At 62.0% G+C, this 18,878-nt stretch carries 16 protein-coding genes; 13 read left to right on the forward strand and 3 right to left on the reverse strand.

Annotation, left to right across the window (positions count from 1 at the left end; translation table 11 throughout):
- The first annotated feature begins 189 nt into the window (after positions 1-189).
- The 4 genes from J2X53_RS17740 to J2X53_RS17755 all read left to right on the forward strand — a co-directional run bounded on the left by J2X53_RS17740 (position 190) and on the right by J2X53_RS17755 (position 6,403).
- Positions 190-870 (forward strand): SOS response-associated peptidase family protein, encoded by a 681-nt coding sequence (locus tag J2X53_RS17740; protein WP_349038832.1) that lies wholly within the window; start codon positions 190-192, stop codon positions 868-870.
- On the forward strand, positions 854-1,489 hold the full coding sequence (locus J2X53_RS17745; protein ID WP_349038833.1) for a hypothetical protein: 636 nt from the start codon (positions 854-856) through the stop codon (positions 1,487-1,489). Before J2X53_RS17740 ends, J2X53_RS17745 begins: the two co-directional genes overlap by 17 nt.
- A complete protein-coding gene (locus J2X53_RS17750) occupies positions 1,416-2,915 on the forward strand; it encodes a DNA polymerase Y family protein (RefSeq protein ID WP_349038834.1) in 1,500 nt (499 codons plus the stop codon). The genes J2X53_RS17745 and J2X53_RS17750 overlap by 74 nt, the downstream gene beginning before the upstream one ends.
- A 92-nt stretch (positions 2,916-3,007) precedes the next feature.
- The gene (locus J2X53_RS17755; protein WP_349038857.1) at positions 3,008-6,403 is read left to right on the forward strand and encodes an error-prone DNA polymerase; all 3,396 of its coding nucleotides are present in this window, start codon (positions 3,008-3,010) and stop codon (positions 6,401-6,403) included.
- Between the two features lie 169 nt (positions 6,404-6,572).
- On the opposite strand, the gene J2X53_RS17760 is transcribed toward J2X53_RS17755, so the two are convergent.
- The 3 genes from J2X53_RS17760 to J2X53_RS17770 form a co-directional block, all read right to left on the reverse strand.
- Positions 6,573-8,003, reverse strand: a complete 1,431-nt coding sequence (locus tag J2X53_RS17760) for an NAD-dependent succinate-semialdehyde dehydrogenase (RefSeq protein WP_349038835.1) — start codon at positions 8,001-8,003, stop codon at positions 6,573-6,575.
- A 138-nt stretch (positions 8,004-8,141) separates the two neighbouring features.
- Positions 8,142-9,089, reverse strand: coding sequence for a LysR substrate-binding domain-containing protein (locus J2X53_RS17765; protein WP_349038836.1), 948 nt, complete (start codon positions 9,087-9,089; stop codon positions 8,142-8,144).
- Positions 9,090-9,099: 10 nt separating this feature from the next.
- Positions 9,100-9,894 carry an aspartate dehydrogenase gene (locus tag J2X53_RS17770; RefSeq protein WP_349038837.1) on the reverse strand — a complete coding sequence of 265 codons (795 nt, stop codon included), beginning with the start codon at positions 9,892-9,894 and terminating at the stop codon, positions 9,100-9,102.
- Between the two features lie 161 nt (positions 9,895-10,055).
- Here J2X53_RS17770 and J2X53_RS17775 point away from each other — a divergent pair, with 161 nt between their 5' ends.
- From J2X53_RS17775 to J2X53_RS17815, 9 genes are all read left to right on the forward strand, one after another.
- Complete coding sequence (locus J2X53_RS17775) at positions 10,056-11,009, forward strand: dihydrodipicolinate synthase family protein (protein ID WP_349038838.1); 954 nt, start codon at positions 10,056-10,058, stop codon at positions 11,007-11,009.
- 10 nt (positions 11,010-11,019) lie between these two features.
- Positions 11,020-11,904: a DMT family transporter gene (locus J2X53_RS17780; protein WP_349038839.1), complete on the forward strand. Its 885-nt coding sequence runs from the start codon at positions 11,020-11,022 to the stop codon at positions 11,902-11,904.
- 126 nt (positions 11,905-12,030) lie between these two features.
- Entirely contained in the window at positions 12,031-12,594 is a 564-nt protein-coding gene (locus J2X53_RS17785; RefSeq protein ID WP_349038840.1) for a 3-hydroxyanthranilate 3,4-dioxygenase, read from the forward strand.
- A 242-nt stretch (positions 12,595-12,836) separates the two neighbouring features.
- Positions 12,837-13,850, forward strand: coding sequence for a C4-dicarboxylate ABC transporter substrate-binding protein (locus J2X53_RS17790; protein ID WP_349038841.1), 1,014 nt, complete (start codon positions 12,837-12,839; stop codon positions 13,848-13,850).
- A 45-nt stretch (positions 13,851-13,895) separates the two neighbouring features.
- Positions 13,896-14,411, forward strand: coding sequence for a TRAP transporter small permease (locus J2X53_RS17795; RefSeq protein WP_349038842.1), 516 nt, complete (start codon positions 13,896-13,898; stop codon positions 14,409-14,411).
- On the forward strand, positions 14,411-15,727 hold the full coding sequence (locus tag J2X53_RS17800; RefSeq protein WP_349038843.1) for a TRAP transporter large permease: 1,317 nt from the start codon (positions 14,411-14,413) through the stop codon (positions 15,725-15,727). Before J2X53_RS17795 ends, J2X53_RS17800 begins: the two co-directional genes overlap by 1 nt.
- A gap of 216 nt (positions 15,728-15,943) precedes the next feature.
- Positions 15,944-16,375, forward strand: a complete 432-nt coding sequence (locus J2X53_RS17805; protein WP_349038858.1) for an organic hydroperoxide resistance protein — start codon at positions 15,944-15,946, stop codon at positions 16,373-16,375.
- 32 nt (positions 16,376-16,407) lie between these two features.
- Positions 16,408-17,583, forward strand: coding sequence for a thiolase family protein (locus J2X53_RS17810; protein WP_349038844.1), 1,176 nt, complete (start codon positions 16,408-16,410; stop codon positions 17,581-17,583).
- Positions 17,583-18,839: an SDR family NAD(P)-dependent oxidoreductase gene (locus J2X53_RS17815; RefSeq protein ID WP_349038845.1), complete on the forward strand. Its 1,257-nt coding sequence runs from the start codon at positions 17,583-17,585 to the stop codon at positions 18,837-18,839. Before J2X53_RS17810 ends, J2X53_RS17815 begins: the two co-directional genes overlap by 1 nt.
- Positions 18,840-18,878: the final 39 nt, after the last annotated feature.

Consider the following 18,878-nt stretch of genomic DNA (forward strand, 5'->3'; position numbering starts at 1 on the left):
GATGGCAGCCGGGCTACCGGAGCGACGGGCCAAGGTTCAGCCTTGGGCTACAGCGGCCGTGCCGCGCATTCATCGCCCCACCGGGGCTCAGGTGGCCGAAGTGGGGACACGAGCAACATCGCAATCTGACACTGGACAAGTTCCCCAAATGTTCGCACCCTTGGGCCTTCCCGATTCCGGACCCCGCCCATGTGCAATCTCTATTCCCAGACCAAAAGCCAGGACGCGATGCGTCATGTGTTTGACGACATCGTTGAAGCTGGTGAGACGTTTGACGACCTGACCGGCAACCTGCCACCGATGCCAGACATCTGGCCGGATTACTCCGCGCCGGTGTTTCGGCACGCACCGCAGGGCGGTTGGCAGCTGTCGATGGCCCGCTGGGGCATGCCGACGCCACCGCAGTTTCTGGCGGGCAAGCGCACTGATCCCGGTGTCACCAACATCCGCAACCTCGCCTCACCATATTGGCGGCGCTGGCTGGGGGTGGAACATCGGTGCCTTGTGCCGTTCACCAGCTTTGCCGAGCCGGACAGCCGCCCGGGCCCCGGCAAAGGCAAACCGGTGTGGTTCGCGCTTGGTGAAGATCAGCCGCATGCATTCTTTGCGGGCATCCGCACCGACTGGACCTCGGTGCGTAAACTCAAGGAGGGCGAGGTGACGGTGGATGCCTTTGGCTTCCTCACCTGTGCGCCCAACCGTGAGGTGGAGCGCATTCACCCCAAGGCGATGCCGGTCATTCTGGTCCGCCCCGAAGAATGGCGCGCCTGGCTGACTGCCCCCATCGAACAGGCGCTGCATCTGCAACGCCCCCTGCCGGATGGCGAGCTGGACATTGTGGTGGAGGATGCGCGTGACGACCCTGCATAACCTTGCCCCCCGCCCGGCACTTGCCGATCCGTTCGCCCTGACGCGCGCCCGGGTGCATGAGGCCGAGGGCCCGGGGCGGCGCAGCTTTGCGCTGTTCCAGATCCTGCGCCATCCCGGCGCGGTGCTCTGGGTGCTGCCCGCGCATGAGCCGCAACGGCCGATGTTGCGCGGTCTGCCTGCGGGTCTGTCCGAGCGGTTGCTGCTGCTGACCCCTAGGAGCGAGACGGATCTGTTGTGGTGCGTTGAAGAGGCGCTGCGCGCGGCCCCGGTCGCGCTGGTCATTGCCGAGCCGCAGCAGCTCTTGTCCCTGACCGCAGGCCGTCGGTTGCAACTGGCGGCAGAGACCGGGCGGACCACCGGGCTGATGCTGATCCGCGAGGGCCAAGGCAGCTCTGCCACCGAGACGCGCTGGCGCTGCGACCCTGTGTCTGCACACGTTCCTGTGTCCGGGCCTGCGACACATGCGGCAGCGGACTCGACTCTACATCGCTGGGCTCTTAGTAAGAACAAAAAGGGAACACTTGGGCATTGGGTGTTGAACTGGCATGGTGCGTCGGCTGCTTTCGATCTGGTTTCCGAGACTGGCGAGCGACGCCAGCCTGCGGAACCGGCCCGTTGAAGGGCCGTTTGCCCTGACCCATCGGTCGGGCAATGCCGATCACCTGCATTGTCTGAACCCTGCGGCGGAACGGCGCGGCGTTCACCGTGGCATGCCGCTGGCCGATGCCCGCGCGATCTGCCCCGATCTCTCCACCCGCCCCGCCGATCTGGCGCGGGAGACGGTGGCACTGGCCAGTCTGCGCCGCTGGGCCAGCCGCTATGCGCCGATGGTCGCCAGCGACGGCACCGACGGGCTGATGGCCGACATCACCGGGGTCGCACATCTTTTTGGCGGCGAGGGAGAGTTGCGCGCGGATCTGCACGCGCGGCTGGAGCGTGCCGGGCTGTCGGTCCGCAGCGCCATTGCAGGCACGCGCGGGGCGGCGCATGCGCTGGCCCGCCATGGCGGCGGGATCATTGCCGATGGCGATCTGGCGGCGGGCATCAGCCGCTTGCCGGTCTCTGCCCTGCGCATCGACCATGCCACGGCAGAGGCCTTGGCCCGTGTCGGCCTGTCGCAGATGTGCGACCTTCTGGCTCAACCGCGCGCACCTCTGGCCCGCCGCTTTGGTCAAGGGCTGGTGCTGCGTCTGGATCAGCTGCTGGGTCACCAGCCAGAGCCGGTTGCCGCCGGGGCGGAGCCGCCGCATTTCGGGGTGCGGATGACCCTGCCGGAGCCGATAGGCCTGCAATCGGATGTGATGGCAGGCCTTTCGCGCCTGCTGGACCGGCTTTGTGCCACGCTGGCGCTGCATCACCACGGCGCGCGCCGCCTGCGGCTGGAACTGCGCCGGGTCGATCATGGCACGGCGCAGGTCGAGATTGGCCTCGCGCGGCCAATGCGCGACCCCGCCCGCATCGCCGCCCTGTTCGCCAAGGGGGTGGACGAGATCGACTCCGGCTTTGGCATCGACGCGATGCGCTTGTCCGCCCCGATTACCGAGCCGATGCCGCCCGAACAAATCGGCAGCGGCCCCACCCTGCGGCACGAGGATGCGCTGGCCGATCTGATCTCACGCCTCGGCAACCGGATCGGCTTTGACCGCGTGCTCCGAATGCAGCCCGCCGACAGCAAGATCCCCGAGCGCAGCTTTCAGCTGGTCGCTGCGGCGTGGTCCGAGCCGGTCGCGGCCCCGCCCCGGCATGGCCCGGCGCGCCCCCTCACGCTGTTCCCCCCCGAACCCGTCAGCCATGCCTCGGGCCACCCGCCCGCGCAGTTCCGCTGGCGGCGGATGCGCTTCACCACCCTGCGCGCGCAGGGGCCCGAACGGATCACCCCGGAATGGTGGTTCGACGATCCGACATGGCGCAGCGGTTTGCGGGATTACTGGCGGATCGAGACCCGCGAAGGCCCGCGCCTGTGGCTGTTCCACACTCCGCAAGCCCCGGATTGGCCCGCGCCTGAAGGGGCGCAAAACTGGTGCGTGCAGGGGGAATTTGTCTGATGCCGCCCCTTCATCTTGGCAAAAATACTCTGGGGGGTCAGGGGGGCAAAGCCCCCCTGCTTTTAACAAAAGATGGGCGGGGCAAAGCCCCCCTGCCTTTAACAAAAGATGGGCGGGGCAAATCCTCCCCACCCTATGCCGAGCTGTGCGTGACCTCGAACTTCACTTTCCTGACCGGGGCCTCGCATCCCGAAGAGCTGGTCACACGCGCGGCAGAGCTTGGCCTCAGCGCCATCGCCATCACCGACCGCAACTCTGTGGCGGGCGTGGTGCGGGCGTTTTCAGCGCTGAAGGAACTGACGCGGCAGCGCGAGGAAGCACAGACTACCGATCAGGCCGCGCAGGACGGGCCGAGCATCCGGTCGCAGCACGTGACTGACCATTCCAGCCGTCAGACCGTGCCGCATTTCAGCGGGGCCACCGCTGCGCCGGTCCTGCCCGATACAGCCCTGCCGCGGCTGATCCCCGGCGCGCGGCTGGTGTTCACGGACTCTGCCGTCGAGTGGCTTGCCCTGCCGACCGATATCGCGGCGTGGTCGCGGCTGACACGGCTGCTTTCGCTGGGCAAACGCCGCGCGCCCAAAGGCGAGTGCCACCTGACCCGCGCCGATTTGCTGGACTGGGGCACGGGCCTGATCCTGATCGCCCTGCCGCCCGATCTGATGGAGGCGGATGCGCGGCAGGTCTCCGCTATCCGCAGCGACATGTCCCGCATTGCAAAGGCGTTTCCCGGCCAGTGCTTTCTGGGCGCTGCCCCGCATTATGATGGTCGCGACCAGACGCGCCTTGACCGTCTGGCCACGCTTGCCCAAGGCACAGCGCTGCCCATGGTGGCGGTCGGCAATGTGCTGATGCACCGCGCCGCGCGCCGCCCGCTGGCCGATGTGCTGACCTGCCTGCGCATTGGCTGCACCATCGACAACATCGGCCAGCACCGCCTGACCAATGGGGAACACCGGCTGAAGTCGGGGGCTGAGATGGCGCGGCTGTTTCACCGCTATCCCGCCGCGCTCCGCCGCACGGTCGAGATTGCCAATGCCTGCGCCTTTCGTCTGGATGAGCTGCGTTATCAATACCCCGACGAGGCGCTGAACGGCGAACCCGCGCAGGCAAGGCTGGAGCGGCTGACCCGCAACGGCCTGCACTGGCGCTACCCGGATGGGGCCTCACCCAAAATCGCGGCCCGGGTGGAAAAGGAACTCGCCCTGATCCGCGACGTGGACTATGCGCCCTATTTCCTGACCGTGCATGACATTGTGGCCTTTGCCCGGTCACGCGGCATCCTCTGCCAAGGGCGCGGGTCGGCGGCCAATTCGGTTGTGTGTTATCTTCTGGGCATCACCGAGGTGCCGCCTGAATCCATCACCCTGATCTTTGAGCGGTTCATCTCGAAGGAGCGCGGCGAGCCGCCGGATATCGACGTGGATTTCGAACACGAACGCCGCGAAGAGGTGATCCAGTGGATCTATGACCGCTATGGCCGCGAACGCGCCGGGCTGACCGCCACCGTGATCCATTTCCGCAGCCGCGCCGCCATTCGAGAGGTGGGCAAGGTCATGGGCCTGTCTCAGGATGTGGTCGCCCGCCTGTCCGGCCAGATCTGGGGCTGGTCGTCGTCTGCCCCCGGACAGGACCGGATGCGCGATGCTGGCCTTGACCCGACCGACCGACGCATGATGCTGACCGCCCAGCTGATCGCCGAGATCATCGGTTTTCCGCGTCATCTGAGCCAGCATGTCGGCGGCTTTGTGATTACCCAAGGCCGCCTCGATGAGCTGTGCCCGATCGAGAATGCCGCGATGGACGACCGCACCATCATCGAATGGGACAAGGATGACATCGACGCGCTGGGGCTGTTGAAGGTCGATATTCTGGCGCTGGGGATGCTGACCTGCATCCGCAAGGCGTTCAAACTGCTGGCGGATCATCGCGGCCTTGGCCTGACGCTGGCCAACACGCCTGCTGAAGATCCGGCGATCTATGACATGCTGTGCCGCGCTGATGCCATCGGGGTGTTTCAGGTCGAAAGCCGCGCGCAGTTGAACTTTCTGCCCCGGATGCGCCCGCGGGAATTCTACGATCTGGTCTGCGAAGTCGCCATCGTCCGCCCCGGTCCGATCCAGGGCGGCATGGTGCATCCGTTCATCAACCGCCGTCAGGGCCGCGAAGCGGTCGAAGACCTTGGCCCCGCGATGATGGAGGTGCTGGGCCGCACCTATGGCGTGCCGCTGTTTCAGGAACAGGCGATGCAGATTGCCGTGGTGGCGGCGGGCTTCACCCCGTCCGAGGCGGACCGCCTGCGCCGCAGCCTCGCCACCTTCAAACGCATGGGCACCATCGGCTCCTTCCGCGACCGCTTTGTCTCCGGCATGCTGGAACGTGGCTATGACGCCGATTTCGCCGCGCGCTGTTTTGCGCAGATCGAGGGGTTCGGCAGTTACGGTTTCCCCGAAAGTCATGCCGCCAGTTTTGCCCGGCTGGTCTATATCTCGGCCTGGCTCAAATGCCATCATCAGGCGGTGTTCACCTGTGCGCTGCTGAACTCCCAGCCGATGGGCTTTTACGCGCCCGCCCAACTGGTGCGCGATGCCCGCGATTGCGGGGTCGAGGTGCGGCCCGTGTCGGTGGATCATTCGCAGTGGGATTGCACGCTGGAACACCGCGCCGATGGCGCATTGGCCCTGCGGCTGGGGTTCCGCCAGATCAAGGGGTTGCGTGAAGAAGATGCCAACTGGATCGTCGCTGCCCGTGGCAACGGCTATCCCGATGTCGAAAGCCTGTGGCGCCGCGCCGGGGTGCCTCCCGACACGCTGGAGCGGCTGGCCGAAGGCGATGCGTTTGCCGCCCTCGGCCTGACCCGCCGCGATGCGCTCTGGGCGGCCAAGGCGTTGCGCGCGCCGGCACCGCTGCCGCTGTTCGGCCCGGATGGCGAAGGGGGAGTCGAGCCTGCGGTTTTCCTGCCACGCATGACACTTGGGCAAGAGGTGATCGAGGATTACCTGTCCCTGCGCCTGTCCCTGCGGGCCCACCCGATGGAACTCTTGCGCCCCCGCCTGCCGGAAAGCCTGCCCCATGACCGCTTGGCGCAGGCCAAAGGCCGCGTCACCGTCACCGGCCTCGTCATCACCCGCCAGCGCCCCGGCACCGCCTCCGGCGTGATCTTCCTGACGCTGGAGGATGAAACCGGCACCGCCAATATCGTGGTCTGGAAAAAGATCTACGAGACTTTTCGCAAGGCGGTGATCGCGGGGCGACTTGTGCAGGTACGTGGGCGGATCGAACGCGACGGCCCGGTGATCCACCTGATTGCCGAACACGTCGAAGACGTCTCGCCGCTGCTGGCAACCCTTGGCCGCCCCGTGATGATCCCGTCCAACGACGGGCGGGCGGATGAGACGAAACGCCCCGTCATGGGCCGCAGCCAATCCAGCGCCCGCCACCCGCGCGAACAGGCCAGAAAGCTGTTCCCGAGCCGGGATTTTCATTGAAGTGCAGGGCGGAAATCAAATGGTCGACGGACTGGCAGCACATCTTCCTGGACTTGCCCGGCTTTTGTGAAGAGCGTTCAGCTCACTTCCCGGGCCTTTCGCCCGAAGGCGATGGGGCTTTGAAAGCCGAGCGATGCGTGCCGCCTGCAGGTCTTCACATGGATACTTGTCAGGCGATTTTACTGCTATGCCAGACATGTTTGATCACCATGTAGTTGCTGATCCCTTCGCTGCCGCCTTCACGTCCATAACCACTTGATTTCACCCCGCCGAACGGAGTCTCGGGCATTGAGGCCTCCAGCGTGTTGATCGAGAGGTTGCCGACTTCGACTTCTTCGCTCAGCTGGGCCAGGTAGTCGGCCCGGTTGGTAAAGGCGTAGCCTGCCAGCCCATAGGGAACCGAGTTCGCTTGCGCGATGGCCGCGTCCAGAGACGGCACCGGGTTGATGACGGCGAGCGGGCCGAACGGTTCTTCCTGCATGACCCGCGCTGCTTCGGGGACATTGGCGAGAACGGTTGGCTGGAAGAAATATCCCTTGTCGCCATGACGTTTGCCGCCGGCAAGGACCTCGGCACCCTTGGCGCGGGCGTCCTCGACCAACTCGCTCAGGGCGGTGATGCGCCGCTCGTTGGCCAGGGGCCCCATCTCTACCCCATCTTCCAGACCGTTGCCGACGACGGTTTCGGCGGCACGCCGGACGAAGGTATCCCGGAAGCGCTCGTACACGCTGTCATGCACAAAGAACCGGGTGGGCGAGGTGCAGACCTGCCCGGCATTGCGATACTTGCGGACCGCCCCGCTGATCGCGGCCTTTTCCACGTCGGTATCTTCGCAGACGATCACCGGAGCATGGCCGCCAAGCTCCATCAGCACCGGCGTCATATGTTCCGAGGCCAGCGTCGTCAGATGCCGCCCGACGACGGTCGAGCCGGTAAAGGCGACCAGACGGACCGGTTCTTGCGGGATCAGATATCCCGAAATCTCTGCCGGATCGCCGAAGACCAGATTTAACACGCCGCGCGGCAATCCTGCGTCCTCAAACGCCCGGGCGATATGGAGGGCACCTGCGGGGGTTTCCTCGGCGGCCTTCAGGATGATCGAACAGCCGGCGGCAAGCGCGCCACCGATCTTGCGCGCCGGTTGGCTCATCGGAAAGTTCCAGGGCGAGAAGGCCGCGACCACACCGCAGGGTTGGTGATGGACGGTAAAGCTCTCTCCGGGCCCGGAGGGGATCACCCGGCCATAGGTCCGCATCGCCTCGCCCGCGTCCCACTCAAAGAACTCGGCGCCGCGGATCACTTCCAACCGGGCCTGACGCAGGGGCTTTCCGTGTTCCAGGGTGATTGATCGGGCAATCTCTTCCAGGCGTTCACGCATCAGTGCGGCGGCTCTGAGGATCACATTGGCACGTTCACGTGGCGCGGTCCTGCGCCAGATCGCAAACCCTTCGACAGCGGCAGAGAGCGCATCGTCAAGATCGCGCCGCGACGCCCGGGGATGCCTGCCGATCTCTTCTTCCGTTGCCGGATTGAGCACGGCGAGATCTTCAGAGGTCTTACGCCATTCGCCAGCAATATAGAGCTTCAGGTCAGGATACATGATCGGGCCTCTGTCAGAGAACGGTTACCGATAGATCGCGCGAGGCCCCCTACGCTTTCAACTGAATTGACCGAATACGGATATCGTGTTTCGCAATACCTGCTGCGCCGTGACCGCCGCAAGGGCGGTTGTCATGGATCAGCTGATGCTGCTTGAGGCATTGCGCAGGGCCTGCAGCATCGCTTCTCCGGCAGGGGACAGCTGGCCCTGCATGCGGTAGGTCACGCCGACCGGTCCGCCGCCGAACGGCAACTCGAGATCAAGCTGCGCCAGATGGCCGGAGGCGATTTCCTGCGCCGCCGCCTGGGCCGGCATCAAACCGATAAAATCATTCGTCTGCAGCAGGTTGCGGTTGGTCAGATAGGAGACAGATTCCAGCGAAAACGGCGGCACATACTGGTCTTGTTTCAGAAAGTACTGATCGAGCTGACGGCGCAGACTGGTCTCGACCGGCGGCACGATCCAGCCATAGGGTTTGAGCGCGCCAAACGACAGGGCCTTGCGCTGTGCCAGCGGATGCTGGGTGCCCACAACGACCAGAACCTGTTCGTCGAACAGCTTTTCCTGAAACAGTTCATTCCGGTGGCGGTGGGTCGGAAGCCGGCCGACGACAAGGTCAATCGCGCCGGTGCGCAATTCGGGCATCAACACTTCATTGGTGCCCTCGACAACCTTGATGGCAAGCCGGGGGCGTTCTGCCAGAACCTGTTTGATCGCCCGTGGCAAAAGATTGGCAGAGGCCGCCAGCAGGGTGCCGATCACAATACGCCCGCTGCTGCCTTCATTGAGGTTGTCGAGCTCTTGTGCGGCGTTGGATATCTGCGCAAAGATCAGCTTGCCGTGGCGGATCAGGACTTCACCGAAAGAGGTCGGCACAACGCCGCGATTGGTGCGCTCAAACAGCTGAACTTCGAAATCCAGCTCCAGATCCTGGATCATTTTCGTCGCCGAGGGCTGGGAAACATTCATCTCGCGCGCGGCATTCTGGATGTTGCCATGCTTGCCAACCGCAACAAGCAGTCGCAGCTGCTTGAGTTTCAACCGCGTGGATACATGATCCAGAATACGGGCATGACCGGATGCCAAGGCGTCTTTCCTAGAAACGAATTGCGTTGGAGAGCTGCTGAATCGTATCGACAACGCTCATGGCTGCCAAGGCGGAAGTTCTGGGGTTGCCGGGCAGGGTGCTGCCTGCGATGCAGAATTTGAATTCGCCGAAGTCTCCCTCGGCGAAGATTTCATGAATATTCGCGGAAATCGTCGGATCGGCGATCAATTCGGCCTCTGTCCGGTCAAAGCCGATCCCGGCCAGGGCGACGGCAGCGGCAACATTGGCATTCTTGGGATAAAGCTGCGCCGCCTCGCGTGCTGTGCCGGTGAAATGGGTCTGTGGTCCGTCTTTCAGCGCCGAAAGATCCAGCCGATCTTCAGCGCGGGAGCCGCGCCACCCCTCGGGCGGCTTTCGTCCCACATAGCGCACCTTGTGCAGTGTCCCGATGCGGGCTGCACGCAGCGCGTCGAGCGCACCGATCGCACCACTGGCCAGATAAAGCGTGGTTCCGCCGTCGGCCGCCGCACGCCGCAGTTCGTCTTCAATCACCGGATCGGCCAGCGCGCCCAGCGAAACCGTGGTCAGATTGTGACCGGCGCGAAGAATCTCGGCCCCGTATTCGCGCAGCGCCTGATGCCCGGCACAATCGACGATCAGATCCAGATCCGCGGGCAATGCCGCGACTGCCGACACGAATACCGGCCCGTCACTCTGCTGCGGCCCCATCTGTGCTGCGCGCTCGGGTCGCAACAGATAGGCCGCGACCCGGTGGCCCTTGGCTTCCAGCATGGTTTCTACGTATTGGGCAATGGCACCGCGACCGATCAAACCAATCTTCATGACGTTCCTCGCTTTTTGCGCGACCAATAACCTGAAACCAAAAGCGCTTGACATTCTTTTTGTCTATACCTGATTTCAAAGATTCAATTTGAAAATGCGGTTGTTTCCGCTCAGTTTCGCGCCTGACCCATCAAACCCGCACCATCAAAGGCGCTTGTCCGATGAAATATACCAAACACGACGCCAAGGCACATGCCCGCGCCTCCATGCGTGGCATCTGGGCGGCTGCGCTGAATCCATTTCAAGCGGACGGCAGTCTGAATGAAGCCGGCCTGCGCCGTAACATCCGCCACTGGATTGACGACCTGCAGATTCAAGGCCTGTTCATCGCGGGTAAACAGGGCGAGTTCTGGTCGATGTCTCTGGACGAGCGCAAGCGCAACATGACGATCGCTGCCGAAGAATGCGGTGGAAAGGCCGGGACGATCATGTCGATCTCGGACCAGAACGTCGATACGGTGCTGGAACTGGGTCTGCATGCGCAGGATTGCGGTGCCGACTATGTCGTCGTCCATGCGCCGATGCTCAGCTTTTGCAGCGACCGCGACGAGGTCCTCTATAACTACTACAAGTATCTTTGTGATCGCCTCGATATCGGCATCGCCATGTGGTCGCACCCCGATAGCGGCTATCTGATGGCACCCGAGACCTGCGCCCGGATTGCCGAGCTGCCCAACATCATGGCGATCAAATACTCGGTTCCGCGTGAGATGTATGCGCGGCTCACCCGGATGGTCGGCGACCGCATCCTTGTATCAACCTCTTCAGAGGAAGAATGGCTCGACAACATCGAGGAGTTGGGCTGGCAGCTCTACCTCTGCTCCTCGCCGCCTTATCAGCTGCAGACGGCGAACGACATGCGGATGCATGAATACACGCAGCTGGCCTTTGCCGGAAAGTTCGACGCGGCTCGCAAAGTGCGCGACAGTCTGAACCCGGTACGCGAGGCGATCAGGCAGACAAAACCGCCGGGCAAGCCGACGGCGCATGGCAAATACTGGCAGGAATTGCTGGGCCAGGTCGGCGGCCACGTCCGCCATCCGATGCTGGAGCTGACGGACGCGGAAAAGGCTGCCACCCGCGCCGCCTTCGAGACCTGCGGTCTCACGCTCTGACGTTAAGGCGATGACGGGAGAGTTTCTCGCCGTGTTGTCGGCCATGGCCTATGGCGTTGCCGGTGTTGCGATCACGCGGGGCAAGGCGGAGGCAAAAGGCGACAACGGCGTCTTTCTGTCAGTCATCGTTGTCTTCTTCCTGACCTTGGGTCTCTGGGGGATCTGGGGCAAGGTATCCCTGCACCAGCTGGCCGACCGGGACAGTTGGCGCGGCCTTGGCCTGTTCGCGCTTGCCGGCTTCTGCGCCACGGTCGTCGGTCGCATAACCATGTATCGGTCAATCGAGCGGATCGGTGCCATCAAGGCCGGTCTGTTGCGCCGCCTGATCCCGGTTTTTGCAGTGCCCTGTGGTCTGGTGCTTTTGGGCGAATGGCCGGATCTGAAGGTGCTGATGGGCGGCGCGATCATCATGTTGGGCGTGCTTTGCTATCAGGTGCTGTCGCAGCGCGACGCCCGGAATCCGAGTCTGGCAGGAGATCTGATCGGCATTGCCTCGGCGCTGTCTTACGCGCTTGCCTACAGCTTCCGACGCATGGGTCTGGTGGACATCCCTGATCCGCTATTGGGCACCTTGCTGGGGGCAATGGTGGGGCTGATCTGGTTTTCTGCGCTCGCCGTGATCTCTGCCAGACCGGCACATGCCTTTCACCACCTGCTGTGCGACCGCGGGATCTGGCACTGGACGACGGCCTTGTCGCTCGGGATCGGACAGACGCTGCAATTCTTTTCCTTGAGTCTGGCGCCGGTGTCTACGGTCGCGCTGTTGGGCGCGCTCGATCTGTTCTTCTCGGCCGCACTCGTCGCGCTGTTTTTCAAGGGCGAACGCTTCAACGGAGGTCTGCTGGGTCTGGCCGGAGGGCTGGCCCTGATCGGATCAGTTATCTTGTTCTCATGACGCTCTGGTATTCAGTATCCCTATACCGAATTTATACAATATTGCTCACCGAAGGCGCGGCTTTGAATATGATACTTAAATGACGGCGTTCTGATCCGCCGCGACCAGGCCAACCCGGAGGATTCCATGCCACTGCACCCCAGCCTGAAGCCGTTCAACTTCAAGAAATGGTGTGAAGACAACGCCGACCATCTGCGCCCGCCCGTGGGCAACAAGCTGATGCACACGGCGGGCGACATGATCGTCATGGTGGTGGGTGGTCCCAATACTCGGGTCGATTTTCACGATGACCCGGTCGAGGAGTGGTTCTTTCAGCAGAAGGGCGACATGATGCTGAAGATCGCCGATGGCGGCAAGATCTACGATGTGCCGGTGCGCGAAGGTGAGGTATTTCTTCTGCCGCCGCATGTGCGCCATGCACCGCAGCGCCCTCAGGAAGGATCGATCGGGATCGTCGTCGAGGCGCCGCGGCAGCCGGGCATGAAAGAAGGCTTCGAATGGTATTGCTTCGAGTGTCAGGCACTGGTGCACCGCGCCGAGGTCACGCTCCATGGCCCTGAGGGCATCGTCACCGAGTTGCCGAAGATCTACGAGGCGTTCCACAACAGCATCGAGGCGCGCACCTGCCCCAATTGCGGAGCCGTGCACCCGGGCAGGGGTAAGCCGCCCGCAGGTTGGGTGGCCCTGTAACACCCGGCCCGCCAGGAGGTGTAATGCCGAACCGACTGAAGACATCGCGCAGAGCCGTTGAAGACAATAGCCTCAAACCACGCGCAACCTAAGGGTCGATAGTCCCCAAAATGCACACGACCTTGCCCCTGCGGGATAGCGGGATTCCCTGCGCATCCCGATGGTAAGGGGTTGATCGCTTTATCTCAGTCGCGCGACAGCCAACGGAAACGAAAAGATACTAAGTTCAACTGGAGGGAAACATGCTGTTCGATCTACTCAGACCATTTTCTGCACTCTCGATAAAGAAGCTGTCGGCTGCCCTCATCCTGGCCGCCGGAACGACCACATCGGCGACTGCCGAAGAGACGCTGCGTGCGATCACGGCCTTCCCTGATTCCATGATCCTCACCCAGAGTTTCAAACGCTATGTGGATTACGTGAATGAGAATGGCGAAGGCCTGATCCGGATCGAGTATATCGGCGGGCCCGAGATGTTTCCGCAAAATCAGCAGGTAGATGCGGTGCGACGCGGTGTCGTCGACATGTATTACGGCCCGCTGGCCTATTATCTGGGGTCTATGCCCGAAGGCGATGCATGGACCGGCTCGACCGTCACCCCGATGGAAGCCCGCGCCAATGGCGGCCTTGCCATCATGCAGGAAGCTGCGCGAAAGAAACTCGGGATCGTTATAAACGGGCAGCTCGACGGCGGCATCAAGTTCCATATCTACACGATCAACGAACCCAAGCGAACCGAAGATGGCGGATTTGACTTTGACGGCCTGCGGATCCGGACATCGCCCCTTTACACGACCTTTTTTGAGTCGCTCGGAATCATCCCTGTCAATATGGCTGTGACGGATGTCTTTACCGGCCTCGAACGCAGTACCTTTGACGGGACTGGCTGGACGGCGAATGGCATTGAAGATCTGTCATGGGACAAGTTCCTGAACTATCGGATCGACCCGGGCTTTTTCCAGACCGACCTGGCTGTTGCCACCAACGTTGAGAAATATGATGCGCTCAGCGATGAGGCGAAAGAGCTGTTGACGCGGTTGACTGCGGAATATGAGCAGATCTCCTATGACTATTTCCAGGCTGAGACCAAGAAATCAGAAGACGCGGTCAAGGCCTCTGGAATGCAGTTCCTCGCGCTGGAAGGGGAGGCCGAGCAAAAGTACCTGAATGGGGCCTTTGACTCGGTTTGGAAGCGTATGGAAGATGCTGGGTCCGAATATTACGACGGCTTGCGCGCTGCGTACTATCGTCCGTAACCGAGATTGCAAGGGCGCCTGCTTTGAAGCAGCGCCCTTCCTTACATGTGGAAGATCCTGCTCATGTTCTTGATGAGACTATATGACGGCGTGCTCAAGGTCCTGGTTGCTCTGGGTGCGGCCTGTCTTGTGTTTATCACTGTGGCGATCATCGCCGATGTGGCGCTGCGCAATCTTGGATATCGCGCAATCCAATCGACAAGTGCGCTGATAGAGTATGGTCTTCTGTTCAGTACGATGGCGATCGCGCCCTATCTGGTTCGCACCAATGGCCATGTGGCGATCCAGTCTTTTGTCGAAAAAATGCCGAAAGCTGGTCAGTATGTCGCGTCGCGGCTTTCCTTGATGCTGTCGGTGCTGGTGCTTGGACTGGTGAGTTGGCGCGCTGCCGTCATTGCTGTCGAGGTAACCCGAAGCGGTGCGGTCGACATGCGATCCATCAATTTCCCTGGTTCGGTTCTCTATGTGATGCTGAGCGTCGGGCTTGGGCTTATGGCCATCGAGTTTCTTCTCATTCTGGTGCGCGGTGAGCGTTTCCATGGTTCGCAGGGAGAAGGCTGATGGAATGGTATCTCTCCGCACTATACCTGGTTGGTGGTCTGCTGTTCTGCATGTTCATCGGGACGCCGGTGGTGGTGGCTTTCTTTGCGGTCAACGTCTTCGGCGCAGCCATCTTTATGGGCGGAATGGCCGGCATTGATCAGGCGATTACCAATTCGACGACGGCAGTGACAAGTTTCGCACTTGTTCCGGTGCCACTATTCATGCTGATGGGCGCGCTGTTGTTTCACACGGGACTTGCGGCGCGGGTTTTCGACGCATTGGACAAATGCTTTGGATCAATCAAGGGGCGGCTTTCCTATCTGACCGTCGCCGGCGGAACGCTCTTCGCAACGCTTTCGGGATCCTCGATTGCCAATACGGCCCTGCTGGGAACCACACTGCTTCCCGACATGATCAAACGGGGCTACAAAAAGCACATGATCATGGGGCCGATCCTGGCGACGGGTGGCCTCGCGATGATCATCCCGCCCTCGTCGCTTGCGGTGCTGTTAGGATCGCTGGCGCGGATCGATGTGGGGGCTCTGCTGATCGCGGGCCTGATCCCCGGCCTCATCCTTGCGGTGGGCTTTATCATCGTCATTGCCGTGCAGATCAAACTCGATCCGGATGCCGCGCCCGGCTATGACACCCAACGCGCAAGCGCGCGGGAAATCTTCCACGCAGTGGTCGTCGATGTTCTGCCGATGGGGCTGGTGGTCTTTGCCGTGATCGGGATGATCCTTCTGGGCTGGGCGACGCCTTCGGAATCGGCAGCCTTTGGCACGTTGGCCGTCATCATCCTCGCGGTCTTCCAAGGGGTTCTGACCTTCAGTGCGATCAATAAATCGCTGATGGAGGCGCTGAAGGTTTCGGGAATGATGCTGATCATCATCGTGGGATCGACAACGTTTTCCCAGCTGCTGGCGTTTTCCGGTGCGTCCGCGGGGTTGATCGGCTATGCAAAAACCCTTGATCTCAGCCCGATGGCACTTGTCGGCTTGATGTTCCTGATCGTCCTGATCCTCGGCATGTTCATGGACCAGCTTTCCATCATGATGTTGACCATTCCGATCTTCATGCCGCTGATCGCTTTGCACGGTTTCGATCCGGTCTGGTTCGGGGTCGTCATGCTGCTTGGCCTTGAACTGAGCCTTGCGACTCCGCCATTCGGCCTGCTTCTGTTCGTGATGCTGAGCGTCAGCCCGCCCGGAACAACGATCATAGAAGTCGCGCGCGCAGCGGTGCCCTTCATCTTGTGCACGCTGCTGCTTGTCGTTCTGTTGGTTATCTTTCCGCAACTGGCGCTGTGGCTTCCCGAACTCATCAGGAACTGAGCAAGGTGAAACTGGTATCAAGACGAGGTAGACGAGGAACGGGCAGCAGGGCAGAAGCGATTGACCGACCCCGGCATCAGCCGGAACGGCGAATTGGTCCCGCCGCAATTCTCCAGAAATTCAGAACAAACTCCAAAGGGTTGTGACTCGGCTACGCGCCGCGATGCCATTGCTGACCACCACCGGAAACACCTGCTTGCTGAAAGAAGCCCTATCATGAAGACACCTCAGAAAATCCTGTATGAAGCAACCATGACTGCCGAGGGCGGCCGCGATGGCCGTGCCCGCAGCGACGATGGCAATCTTGACGTGGCACTGGTCGTTCCCAAGGAGCTTGGTGGTCCGGGCGGCAGCGGAACCAACCCCGAGCAGCTGTTTGGCGCCGGTTATGCGGCCTGCTTTCTGGGAGCGGTGAAACTCGTCGCCAGAACCAGAAAGATCAGTCTGCCCATCGAAACCACGGTCTCCGCCAAAGTGGGCATGGGGCCTGTCGAAGTCGGCTATGCACTGGCGGTTGAACTTGTGGTCGCCATGCCGGGCCTTGATCAGGGATTGGCCAATGAAATCCTGGAAGGCGCGCATGAGCGCTGCCCTTATTCCAACGCCACGCGCGGCAATATCGAAGTCAAGCTCACCGCCGTCACCTGACGGCAGGCGGAGCATAGAGAGGTTCGGCCGCAATGAGCAAACCCACGCGACAATCCTATATCGATGTGGTGATCACCACGCCTGTCACGATTCCTTACAGCAGGTATTCATCCGAAAACACGACCTGGTGGATCGGGCGGGCTCTTGCCGCTCTGGCAGGGGAGGCTGGTCTCGATCATCGGGATCTTGACGGACTTTCGATTGGCAGTTTTTCAACCGCGCCGGACACTGTGATCGGGTTGACGCAGCATTTCGGCCTGTCGCCGCGATTCATTGATTTCCTGCCATTTGGCGGCGCGGCCGCCATTCTTGGGCTGCGCCGTGCCGCGCGTGCGGTGCAGGCGGGGGATGTCGACATTGTCGCCTGCATCGGGGCAGATACCAATGCGGTCGACAGTTTCGAGGAATCTCTGAAATCCTTTTCGCGCTTCTCCCAAGACGGCGTGTTTCCCTATGGCGCGGGTGGACCCAATGTGAGTTTCGCGTTGATCGCGTCGCACTACATGCGAAAATACGGCGCCCGGCGCGAGGATTTTGGCAAAATCGCCGTTGCCCAGCGGGAGAATGCGCTGAGGAATCCCAATGCGCTGTTCAAAGTGCCACTGGACCTTGAGACCTATATGAAGGCGCGGGCGATTGCAGCGCCGATCCATCTGTTTGATTGCGTCATGCCCTGCGCCGGCGCGGAAGGTTTTCTTGTGATGCGCGAGGCGACGGCCAAAGCTCAAGGTCTGCCCTTCGCCCGCCTCAGCGGGTCGATCGAGCGGCACAATGCGTTTTCCGGTGATCTGATCCAGGAACGCGGCGGCTGGGCGGTGGATGTCGATGAGCTTTACGCGATGGCCGGGTTGCAGCCGTCGCAGATCGACGTGATTGAGACCTATGACGATTATCCGTTCATCTCGATGATGCAATTCGAGGATCTGGGCTTCTGCGCCAAGGGCGAGGGCGCCGAATTCGTGCGGAGCCACGATCTGACAATCGCGGGCAGCTTTCCTCACAATACCTCGGGCGGCCAGCTGTCGGTCGGTCAGGCAGGGGTCGGCGGCGGCTTTCTGGGGTTGGTCGAGGCGGTGCGACAGGTCACGGGCCGGGCCGGTGCTACCCAGGTTGCCAAGGCAAAACATGCGATGTCCTGTGGATTTGGAATGATCAACTACGACCGCGGTCTTGCTTCGGCGGCAGTTATTCTGTCGGGAGAGTCATGATGTTCAAACCGCTTGAGCCGCCGAAGAACAAGGATCCGCTGCACCGGACGCGTCAGCTGGTTCTTCCACCGCGTGCGCGCAGCCGTCAGGCCCATCTGTTCACCCAGGCCGCAGCCGAAGGCCGTTTCGCACTGCCGCGCTGCAAGACATGCGGCCAGTTTTCGGTTCCGGCGCGTGATTGTTGCCCCAACTGCCTGGGGGGGGAATATGAGCTTGCCGATACGGCGCCCAGCGGAACGGTTCTCTCTGTCACAGAGGCGGATATTCCCTTTCTGAATTATTTTCGCGAGCGCGCACCCTGGCGGGTGGTGCTGGTGCGCCTCGATTGTGGGCCCACTGTGCTGGCGCATGGGCACTATGATTGTGCCATCGACGGGAGGGCGACGATGAGCCTCAAGCTCGACAAGGCAGGGCAGGCGGTCTTTTATGCCGCGCCCGCAGAGACCGGTGGCGACCCATTGAGCGATCCGCAATGGCGCGAGATGACCGCGGATCCCCGTCACCGTCGCATCCTGATCACCGATGGCCGCAATCCGGTGACCCCGGCGCTGGTTCGCGATCTTCTGCAGGCCGGTGCGCGCAAGATTTTCGTGGGTTTGCCTGACCTGTGGAAGCCACTTGCCTGGGAAAATGAACTGCGCCAGCACGCGGCAGTCCAGGTGGTGCCGCTCGATGTCAGAAGCGAGCGATCGGTCTACGAGCTTGTCCGTGCCTATGGGGCCAAGATCGAAATCCTGATTAATACCGCCGATCATATTCGCCCGGGCGGCTATCTGGCCCCCGGACAGCTTTGTCATGCCGCCGATGCGTTGGATATGCTGGCGATGGGGCTGATGCGGTTGGCAGCAAGTTTTGGTCCGGTGATGGCGGGGCGGGGCGCGGATGGCGAAGCCGGTGCGGTGGCCTGGGTCAACCTGTTTTCAGCCTATGCACAAACCCCTTCCGCCGCTTTGGCCGGATATGCCATGGCCCATGCCGCGGCGCTGAATTTCTCGCTCAGCCTGCGGGCCGAGCTGGCGGGCGGCGGCATTCGTGTCATGAACGTCTTCAGCGGCGCCTCGGATTCCGATTGGTTCCAGACCATGCCCCAGCCAAGGGTCACGGCGCGCGTCCTGTCGCGCAGTATTCTGGATGGCCTGCGGGGTGGTCTTGAAGATGTACATGTCGGGGCCGTGGCAGAAGACATCAAGGAACGGTTGCGGGCCAATCCCAAGGCCGCCGAGCGCGAAATCTCATCCACAAGATTCGGAGGTTGAACCATGACGACATCAATACAGGACATTCTGGCAGAGGCA

This window comes from Pseudotabrizicola sp. 4114, assembly GCF_031457365.1.
Lineage (GTDB): Bacteria > Pseudomonadota > Alphaproteobacteria > Rhodobacterales > Rhodobacteraceae > Pseudotabrizicola.

Coding starts and splice junctions, on each gene's coding strand:
- J2X53_RS17800 (WP_349038843.1), top strand. CDS start 14,411: ATGGAATGGTATCTCTCCGCACTATACCTGGTTGGTGGTCTGCTGTTC.
- J2X53_RS17815 (WP_349038845.1), top strand. CDS start 17,583: ATGTTCAAACCGCTTGAGCCGCCGAAGAACAAGGATCCGCTGCACCGG.
- J2X53_RS17775 (WP_349038838.1), top strand. CDS start 10,056: ATGAAATATACCAAACACGACGCCAAGGCACATGCCCGCGCCTCCATG.
- J2X53_RS17740 (WP_349038832.1), top strand. CDS start 190: ATGTGCAATCTCTATTCCCAGACCAAAAGCCAGGACGCGATGCGTCAT.
- J2X53_RS17795 (WP_349038842.1), top strand. CDS start 13,896: ATGTGGAAGATCCTGCTCATGTTCTTGATGAGACTATATGACGGCGTG.
- J2X53_RS17770 (WP_349038837.1), bottom strand. CDS start 9,894: ATGAAGATTGGTTTGATCGGTCGCGGTGCCATTGCCCAATACGTAGAA.
- J2X53_RS17790 (WP_349038841.1), top strand. CDS start 12,837: ATGCTGTTCGATCTACTCAGACCATTTTCTGCACTCTCGATAAAGAAG.
- J2X53_RS17780 (WP_349038839.1), top strand. CDS start 11,020: ATGACGGGAGAGTTTCTCGCCGTGTTGTCGGCCATGGCCTATGGCGTT.
- J2X53_RS17805 (WP_349038858.1), top strand. CDS start 15,944: ATGAAGACACCTCAGAAAATCCTGTATGAAGCAACCATGACTGCCGAG.
- J2X53_RS17750 (WP_349038834.1), top strand. CDS start 1,416: ATGGTGCGTCGGCTGCTTTCGATCTGGTTTCCGAGACTGGCGAGCGAC.
- J2X53_RS17760 (WP_349038835.1), bottom strand. CDS start 8,003: ATGTATCCTGACCTGAAGCTCTATATTGCTGGCGAATGGCGTAAGACC.
- J2X53_RS17785 (WP_349038840.1), top strand. CDS start 12,031: ATGCCACTGCACCCCAGCCTGAAGCCGTTCAACTTCAAGAAATGGTGT.
- J2X53_RS17810 (WP_349038844.1), top strand. CDS start 16,408: ATGAGCAAACCCACGCGACAATCCTATATCGATGTGGTGATCACCACG.